Annotated in this window: 7 protein-coding genes; 6 read left to right on the plus strand and 1 reads right to left on the minus strand. The window is 51.3% G+C overall.

What is annotated here, in order from left to right:
* Positions 1–125: 125 nt before the first annotated feature.
* The 6 genes from AAF564_11285 to AAF564_11310 all read left to right on the plus strand — a co-directional run bounded on the left by AAF564_11285 (position 126) and on the right by AAF564_11310 (position 8386).
* The gene (locus AAF564_11285; protein ID MEM8486123.1) at positions 126–2492 is read left to right on the plus strand and encodes a polysaccharide biosynthesis tyrosine autokinase; all 2367 of its coding nucleotides are present in this window, start codon (positions 126–128) and stop codon (positions 2490–2492) included.
* A 334-nt stretch (positions 2493–2826) separates the two neighbouring features.
* Entirely contained in the window at positions 2827–3309 is a 483-nt protein-coding gene (locus AAF564_11290; GenBank protein MEM8486124.1) for a hypothetical protein, read from the plus strand.
* Positions 3310–3479: 170 nt separating this feature from the next.
* Positions 3480–5363 (plus strand): heterocyst formation ABC transporter subunit HepA, encoded by a 1884-nt coding sequence (gene hepA / locus AAF564_11295; GenBank protein ID MEM8486125.1) that lies wholly within the window; start codon positions 3480–3482, stop codon positions 5361–5363.
* Between the two features lie 30 nt (positions 5364–5393).
* Positions 5394–6323 carry a sulfotransferase gene (locus AAF564_11300; protein ID MEM8486126.1) on the plus strand — a complete coding sequence of 310 codons (930 nt, stop codon included), beginning with the start codon at positions 5394–5396 and terminating at the stop codon, positions 6321–6323.
* Between the two features lie 26 nt (positions 6324–6349).
* Positions 6350–7372 (plus strand): sulfotransferase, encoded by a 1023-nt coding sequence (locus AAF564_11305; GenBank protein MEM8486127.1) that lies wholly within the window; start codon positions 6350–6352, stop codon positions 7370–7372.
* Positions 7373–7384: 12 nt separating this feature from the next.
* Positions 7385–8386, plus strand: coding sequence for a sulfotransferase (locus AAF564_11310; GenBank protein ID MEM8486128.1), 1002 nt, complete (start codon positions 7385–7387; stop codon positions 8384–8386).
* Positions 8387–8402: 16 nt separating this feature from the next.
* Here AAF564_11310 and AAF564_11315 read toward each other — a convergent pair.
* A partial coding sequence (locus tag AAF564_11315) for a hypothetical protein (protein ID MEM8486129.1) occupies positions 8403–8839 on the minus strand: 437 nt, incomplete at its 5' end.

An 8839-nucleotide genomic window follows, 5' to 3' on the forward strand; every position in this document is an offset into this window, starting at 1 on the left:
TATCCGATACCGATGAATGAATAGTACATCGTTTGATTCGTTTTTGGTTAAACGAATCGCAAGAAGACCCAACCGTAACGAGTTGAATTATACATGTATAGCCCTCGGGGTTTTGATCCAAAACCATGAATAATTTAGAACCTAGAAAACGCTCAAATCAGCAATTTTTGCCTGCTGACCGGCCTCTGAATGGGCATGCTGCTGCAATTCCGCCGCAGCCCGCTGCGGGTGCCGAGTCCACCTCTATTAATTTTGGGGACATCCTGGGCACTATCCTGGATGGCAAATGGATAATTCTAGCCACTTGTATCCTGATTTCTGCAGGCATTGCTGCATTTAAGCTTACCGAAACCAAAGTTTTTGAAGCCTCTAGCCTCGTTTCTATAAACACGGCCAAGAGCGGGTCTTCACCTATCGACCGCCTCAGCCCGTATGGGGTAGATGGCCGGACGCAGGCAGACGAACTCAGCTTTCTGATTAACTCGGGCGAGCTGAGCAAACGCGTGGCCAGCCGGTTGCGTGATGCTGCGATGAGCCTCGGGTCTGATTCTCTCTTTTCAGCGCTTCGTTCTGCCAATGGGGGGCCAACAGCAACTGCTGAAGAAGCTGCAATTCGCCTCCGCGGTATGGTTTTCTTTATGCCCGCTGAGCAGAGTATGATAAACATGAAGGCGGTAAGCACCTCAAAGTATGAAGCTGTACGCCTCGTTAATCTTTACGCAGAAGAATACAAGGCAATCGAAAAAGAGCGTAGCCAGGCACGGTTGGCCAATGCACGCGACTTTACCCGAGCACGCCTCGATGAGCGTCGCGATGAACTGACGGCGCTCGATTATGAGTGGGAGGCTGTCGTGAGTACAGGAGATGCCATTACTTCCGGCTCTGCTGGCGAAATGTTGTTGCAGCAATACGGACAGCTTTCCGCGAAACTGCAAACCAACGAAATTCAGCTTGAAACCGAGCGTAAATTACTGGAGCATCTGAAAGGTGAATACGCCCGCGTATCCCCGAACCTGGTGACTTCCGTAAGTTCTGGGGCTGACAAAGAAATTGAAGCGCTTCAGGGGCGAATTGCCGACCTGAAAATGGAGGCTGAAGAGTATTACATGCGCGACCCGTCGCGCCGAGGCCGGGAGGCTGAGATTCCTGAGCTCAACGATATTGTAACAAGCATCAACCACCTGGAAGGCCAGAAAAACGCACTTGCAGAGAAGTTGGTAGCAGAGACGCTTTCAACCGGCGGTGGCTCATCAAGCACGGCCAATGAGCCATTGAGCTATGCCAAACAGTTGAGCGGTCAGATCATCGAAAAAGAGTTTAAAATCAGCGAAATTTCCCTAAACATCGGTTCTATTCGGCAGCGCATCACGGAAACCAAAGAGAAGCTTGACCAGGTGCCCGGCAAAATGCTGCAACAGAATGATGTTGAGCGCCGGCGTGCTGTTGTTGAGGCGGGATACAAAACGTTGCAGCAGGAGCTTCAGCAAATGGAAATTGCACTGGAGCACGAAATTGGGAATGTGTCAGTTGTAAGAGAGGCCCAGTTTGCTTCTCCTGTTGGCAATAACCTGACCCAAAGCCTGGTGCTGGGCTTAATTCTCGGCCTCGGATTTGGTACGGGTATCGCGTTCTTGCGCAAAGCCGTTGATCGCCGTATTCAGAAGCCGAGCGACATCAAAGACATGGGCTTCAACCTGATTGGTGTTATTCCGGAGATGCACCCGGAAATCAAAGCGTCTTACGGTGGCGACGAGCTGGTACAGTACAATGGCGGTACGTGGAATACACACTTGATTTCTGTACTGCAACCCAGTTCTTCGATTGCAGAGAATTACCGCCTGACGCGTACGAATATCGATTTCCTGTTTGAAGATCAGCCGCCCCAGGTGGTGCTGATCACCAGCCCCGAATCAGGGGATGGCAAATCGGTGACTTCGGTTAACCTGGCCGCAACCATGGCTGAGAGTGGTCGGCGGACGCTGTTGATTGACCTCGATTTGCGCCGGCCATCGTGCCACAAATTGCTCGGCATCAACCGTGCACCCGGTTTTGTAGATCTGCTTATGAATCCCGGAGAGTTCTTGTTAGAGGAGTTTGAAACGTCGGTACGCGATCTACACTTTATTCCAGCAGGAAGTACCTCCACACGGGCTTCCGAACTGGTTGGCTCGTCTGTGCTACGTGATGGGCTGCATAGCCTGCGCGAAATGTTTGATACCATTATCATCGATTCCCCGCCTGTGTTGGCAGTTACGGATGCCGTTGTTATTTCCACACTGTGTGATGCAACGATCGTTGTTGCCAACGCAAATGCAACCGACAACCAATCGCTGACTGTTACACGTCAGACGCTGGAAGCTGTTGGCGTAAATGTTGCTGGGGTTATCCTAAACCGTTTTAACGGGAAAAACACGAACATGCGTGCCTACTCCGTTTACGGCTACGATGGTACCTATGGCTACTCTTCTCAACTGGAGGGCGCCCCAAGTTAGGGTGTTGGTTGGCTTGCTGCAACTGACATAACGTGCAGCAATTTGTGCCTTTCAGCCCCTTTGTTTGCCGGCATCTCATTGTGCTACGCTGTTGTATAGACCACGCAAAAATTAGTAATACTATTTGTGGTTAGCAGCGCGAAGCGCGTGCCGATTGTGATAAGCATCCCATCGTTCGTTCAATTCTGTGTTTCATGGCCTGTCGTATTTGCCAGCAGTCTCGCGCATGGGCGTAGGGAGGAAAAATGACTGTCGGTATCCAAGCACTGTCTCACGGTTGCTGATGGCTGGAAAGAAAGACCCTAATTGTTAATAGTTCAAATAATTAGTACTGATGACTAGAATTTGCAAGTTTGCCATACTTGGCTTTTGTCTGTTTGCCATGCTTCAGGCTGAAGCAATGGCGCAGTCTGAGGAGCGCATTACCGATTTTTCCCGTCCGGGCCGGCCTACCATGTTTATCTACATATGGGGGACCGCTTCTACGCCAGGCATCTGGAAGGTAGAACAAAACGTGGACCTGATCGACCTGCTTTCTTCGGCACAGATTCCCAACTTTGGCGATTCTGACAATACAACCAAAAGTACAGTTACGGTACGGTTGTATCGCACAACAGGTGGCGCGCGCAATGAAATTTTCAGTTCCGAAATGAATGACCTGCTTAAAAGTGGGAAATCATACCCCGCATTAGAGGAAAATGACATTGTTTTGATTGAAACCAAGAGTAAGCAGCGCTTTAACTTGCAGACAGTTTTCTCCGCAATTGGTGCAGTTGCCTCTCTGGTATTGCTTGCTATTCGCATCCGCCAGCTATAAAAGCAGGGTATCTGGTCGAATAATCTAAAGGAGTACTGCTATTAAGCTATTCAGCGCAAGCCTGTTGAACAAAAGGCATTATAACTTTAGCCTTTGCTTAGCCTATTATTAAGCGCTTCGAAAGAGTATTAGTAATCGAAGCGCTCATTTGATATTTATAGTTGTGCAGCATGAACTTTCGTTCACTTATCACTAGAACGATCAGCCGGCCGAGTCGCATTTTACTTGGGGTATTCCGCAAGTTCTGGTATTACCTCATCTTTACCCTGTGTTTTGCGATCCTGGCGGCGATATGTGAGGGGTTTAGCATTGGCCTGCTTATTCCATTTCTTCGGAATATTGGGGATTCGGGCGAAGCGTTTAGCACTGGCTGGACGTTTGTAGATCAGCATATCCTTGGCGTCGATAAACCGCAACTGGAACGGCTATATCGCATTTGTGGCATCATCCTGGTTGCCTCATGGGGGCGATCTGGGTTCAGTTATCTGTCTGAAGCTTTTGCCACGGTGGCACGCGTCAAGTACGTCATGGAACTGCGTTCCCGCGTTGTAGACCAGTTACTTTCGGTTTCATTAAGTTACTATTCCCGTACTAAAACAGGCGAGCTCATCAACAGCCTGACTACGGAAATCAGCCGGGTTATCCAATCGTTTCAGATAATCAACGTATTCCTAATCCGGGGTACCTTGATGATCGTTTACATTGGGTTCATGTTTTTCGTCTCCTGGGAGCTGTCAGTCATTATCCTGACCTTTTTTGTGCTCCTGTCGCTGACTTTAACGCGTTTGCTCAAAACTATTCAGCATGGCGGCAAAAAAGTGACCAAGGCGGCGGGCTACTTCACCACTTCTCTTACAGAGCTTATCAACGGAATCCGTACCATTGCTGCATTTAACACGCAGACCTACGAGCGGGGGCGGATGGATAATGCGATCAACGGCCTGGCCGACTCGATGATCAAGAACGGATGGCAACGCCTGAAAGTTGGGCCGCTTTCCCAGGGGTTTGTAAGCACTATCCTGATTGGTATTATCCTCGTTGCTACGCAGTACTATGTATTGCCCGGAGAGCTCGATATTGCGCTTCTACTTGCTTTTCTGTTTGCCTTGCTTCGCATGATGCCACTTGTCAATGAACTGAACAAACAGCGCGGTATGTGGGCGAGCCTGCGTGGATCGCTATTGAATGTGGCTGATTTGCTCCGTACGGACAACAAGCCTTATTTGGCAGATGGTGAGCGCGTTGTTGAGCCGCTCAAAGAGGCCATCGAATTCGAAAACGTTACGTTTGGATATGGCGAAGAAATCATCGTGCTGAAAGATGTCAACATTACTATTGAACGAGGTAAAACAACCGCCATCATTGGTGCGTCGGGTGCCGGCAAATCTACGCTGGTCGACCTCATTCCTCGATTTCATGACCCCATTGCCGGCCGCGTCCTCTGGGATGGTGTTGACTTGCGCGAGTCACAAATTGATTCGCTGCGCCCTAAAATTGCTGTAGTAAGCCAGAGTACCTTCATTTTTAATGAAACTGTTTGGGCCAATATCGCCTACGGCCTCAAAGATATTCCGAAAGAAAAAATCTACGAGGCTGCACGCCGCTCCAATGCGCTCGACTTTATTGAGCAAATGGAAGAGGGATTTGATACCGTGCTGGGGGATCGAGGGGTACGTTTGTCTGGCGGCCAGCGTCAGCGTGTCGCCATTGCCCGTGCTTTGCTTCGAGATCCGGATATTCTGATACTTGATGAAGCAACCAGCGCACTGGACAGCCTTTCCGAAAGACTTGTGCAGCAATCGCTGGAAGAGTTGATGCAGGGTAGAACTGTCATCGCCATTGCGCATCGCCTGTCAACCATTGAGAATGCAGACAAGGTTGTCGTATTGGAAGAGGGTGAGGTTGTGGAGCAGGGGCCTTATCAGGAGTTGCTGGAAAAGAAAGGCAAGCTTTGGGAGTACCATGCACTGCAATACCAACTGGAAGTAGACAAAGATTTACTGCCAGCAGAGGTTACATTGCCCGAATCTGCAGCTTCAGGCCACGAAGAATAACCAACCATCGGTAACGGGTGAGTCGAGCGCATGGGAAGCCTCAAAAAAAAGATAGCACGTCAGGCTGACAGGAAACTGGCCCAGGTACAGGGAAAGTTGCGACGCATACTCGAAGGTGAGGCCATTGCTTACAAAAAAGCCAACAAGCTCACCCTGGGTAAAGTTTACGGCGAAGAAGGCTGGGACAACATGCAATGTGTGTTTATGCTCTCAACCGGCCGCACCGGTACCCAGACGATGGCGAATGTGCTAAAGCTTTCTGCAAAGGTACTGGCTGAACACGAGCCCCGCCCACGCCTGGTGAAGTCGTCTTTTGATGCCTACATGGATGTGGGTAGTGAAGACTGGATGACGCGGTGGACTGATTTTGTCCTCGCCGTGCGTGATGACTTTGTACTCGAAGCCAATGCTAAAGGGCAGGTTTACGTAGAGTCTAACAACCGCCTGACGTATGTGGCGCCGGCTGTAGCTGCCGCCTTTCCGGCCAGTAAATTTATCTTTTCACACAGAGATCCTTACCAGGTAATCCAGTCGGGCATGCGACGAGGTGCGTACGCTGGACCCAACATGGCCTGGAATTTTGCCCGTATTCGTCCGCGCGCAGGTGAGCCTTTTGCAGATTCCTGGGAAACGATGGCTCCGCTGGCTAAAGAAGCCTGGCGATGGGCGCGTATCAACCAGATTTCGATAGATTTTATAGAAACCCTGCCGGCTGGCCGAGGCATGGAGTTGCCGGCGCGTCGGCTGTTTGGTGGTTCAACCGAAATGATCCGCGAAATTTTTGATTTTATCGGTGTACCTTGCCCGGATATGGCTGATATCCAGCGTGTAATGGGCAAGAAAATGAACGCACAGGCGCACTTTAACGGCCTTTCGTTTGAATGGACCGCAGCAGACTATAAACTGGTTCGCCCATACATAGCCTCCGTGGCAGAAGCCCTCGGCTACGAACTTAAATAGCTTTTGCTCGCGAAATCAGTATAGCGATGACCCAACCTGCGCAACATACCAATACAGCTGTCCTGCCTGAATTATCAGGCGAAGTTGCTGCACGCGCACCTGTGTTTATTCTTGGTATGATGCCGCGCAGCGGGACCAATTTTTTGCACCGCCTGATTTGCCAGCATCCGGATTGCGGTGCCATCAACACAACACCGGTTCGCGAAGACTACCTGGTGCATCACAGCAAGTGGCTGGGGCGGTATATGAGCCGGCTTCAATGGCAATGGGGCAATTGGGGGGCAGATGCCGCCTTTGTGTCGCCCCTTGCCATATCTGTTGGCGAAGGGTTGACCAACTTTTTGGCGTCACTTTCTGATGCGCAACGTATCGTTACCAAAACCCCGAGTGTAGAAAACCTCGACGTTTTCTTTACCTACTTCGCCCAGGCGCATTTGCTGCTTATTGTACGCGACGGGCGCTCGATTGTCGCTTCCGGTATGTCGGGTTTTGGGTGGAATTTTGAAACAGCAACCCGAAAATGGCAGCAGACGGCCCGCACCATCCTGACCTTTCGCGAAAAGCACGCAGCGCACGCTGACAGATTCAAGCTGGTGCATTATGAAACGCTGAATACCAATACGGTAGAGGAGTTGGGCAGTATCCTCGAATTTCTAAATCTGGATGCTGCAATGTACAACTTTGATGCAGCATTGGATACGCCTGTTTATGGTTCTTCGTTTATGAAAGCGCAGGGGGATACGGTTTCCTGGAAGCCGCAGGAGAAGAAAAAAGACTTTGATACAAACCAGCGTTGGAAGACGTGGAGTGCGTTCAAGCACGCCCGCTTCAACTGGCTTGCCGGCAAAGAACTGGAAGCACTGGGGTATGCACCTGAAGGCCGGCTTAAGCCCGGTTTCTTCGGCTGCCTGCTGCATAAGACGCTCGATGTAGGCTATGTGCTCCGCCGGTTGCCTGGCCGGGCCCTGCGGGCGGTTCGCGAAGGGGCACGGGCTTTTGTAGACAGTATGAACGGCAAAGGCCGTGGCAAAGTAAACCTCAAAAAATAGGGCTGGGATACCATGGGTGCACCATTTTTTATCGTTGGCGCCAGCCGCTCCGGGACCACAATGATGCGGTTGCTGCTCAATGCGCACAGTCAAATTGGTGTACCGAAAGAAATGGCATATTTTGAGCGCTGTGCAATTGCTGGCGACCTCGATACCTGGCAACAACCTCGTTTCAAAAAGGGATCATATGAAGACTTCGTTCGCGCCTATTTGAAGAAAAAAAGTGTTGCGCTTGAAGGCCTTGATACAGAACAAATTGCGCAGGATATCCTCACTGAAACACCCCGCCTGGATGTGCCTATTCGAAAAGCGCTGGATGCCTGGGCCGTGAAAGAAGGCAAAACGGTTTGGGGTGAGAAGACGCCTAAAAACCTGTTCTACGTGGATTATATCCACAAAATGATGCCCGATGCCCGGTTCATCTACATCATCAGAGATCCACGTGCTGTTGTAAACTCGATGAATCGTTTTGCACGTTTTGTTGATGACAGCGTCTTGAATGCATACAATTGGTTGCAGGCGGCAACGTATGGCTATAACCTCTTTGAATCATCGCTGCCGGCTGAAAAAAAGCTTGTCATCAAGTATGAGCAACTTGTATCTGATGTGGAAAGTACCGCCCGGACGATCTGCTCGTTTCTTGATGAACCGTTTGAAGAGGAGATGCTGGCATTCTACCGCAAATCGCGTGGAGATCTGCATCCGAATGCAAACGAATTGGGAGGCGTGGGTACGCTTACGAAGCCCATTTCAACGGTGAGCGTTGAGAAGTGGCGCAAGCAACTCAAGCCACGTGATATCACACTGGTTGAAGCCGTGTGCGCAGACGCAATGGCCACGCATGGCTATGTGCCAGTAGGAGAAAAGCCGGGGATGGCCGCACGTATTGAAGTGGCGCTGAAAATGCGATACTGCACCTGGCAGCAGGAGAAAAACAGTCATCTGCGTTCATATCAACTTGCCTTCAAGCCTTTTGAGCGCACATTACGCAGGTTTGGACTTGCCCGCAAGTAAGCGCGGCACCGCTGGTTTAGAAACCTACTAGCATTTTTGCTGGGTTATGCGCTGCGTGTGGACTGTCCGGCACTACATGTGGCACGGTACGCATGGCTGACCAGCGCAGCACATACGCCCGGCTGGCGTTGTAGCGCCGCCCGGCGTAGCGCAGCGACTTGAGCGCGTCGTTTTCGGCCTCGACGAGCTCCTTTTCGAGGAGGCCAAAGACGCGGTCGCTTCGAGGCTGGCCGAGAGCGTCCACGTGACGAACGCCGCTTCGCTCCTGGTCGTAGCTGATAGCATCGACTCCCCCACACTGCGCACCGCCTGTCTCGCGACGCTCGCCGAGCCAGGTGGCGTCAAAGCCGCCCGCGCGGCCGACCCCGACCTCTTCGACGAACTCGTGCCGCCCGCCGTGCAGCGCCAGCTCGAACACCTCGCGGTCATCGCCCCAACCGGATTGGTTCGGGC

The sequence above is a fragment of the Bacteroidota bacterium genome (genome assembly GCA_039111535.1).
Classification (GTDB): Bacteria; Bacteroidota; Rhodothermia; order Rhodothermales; family JAHQVL01; genus JBCCIM01.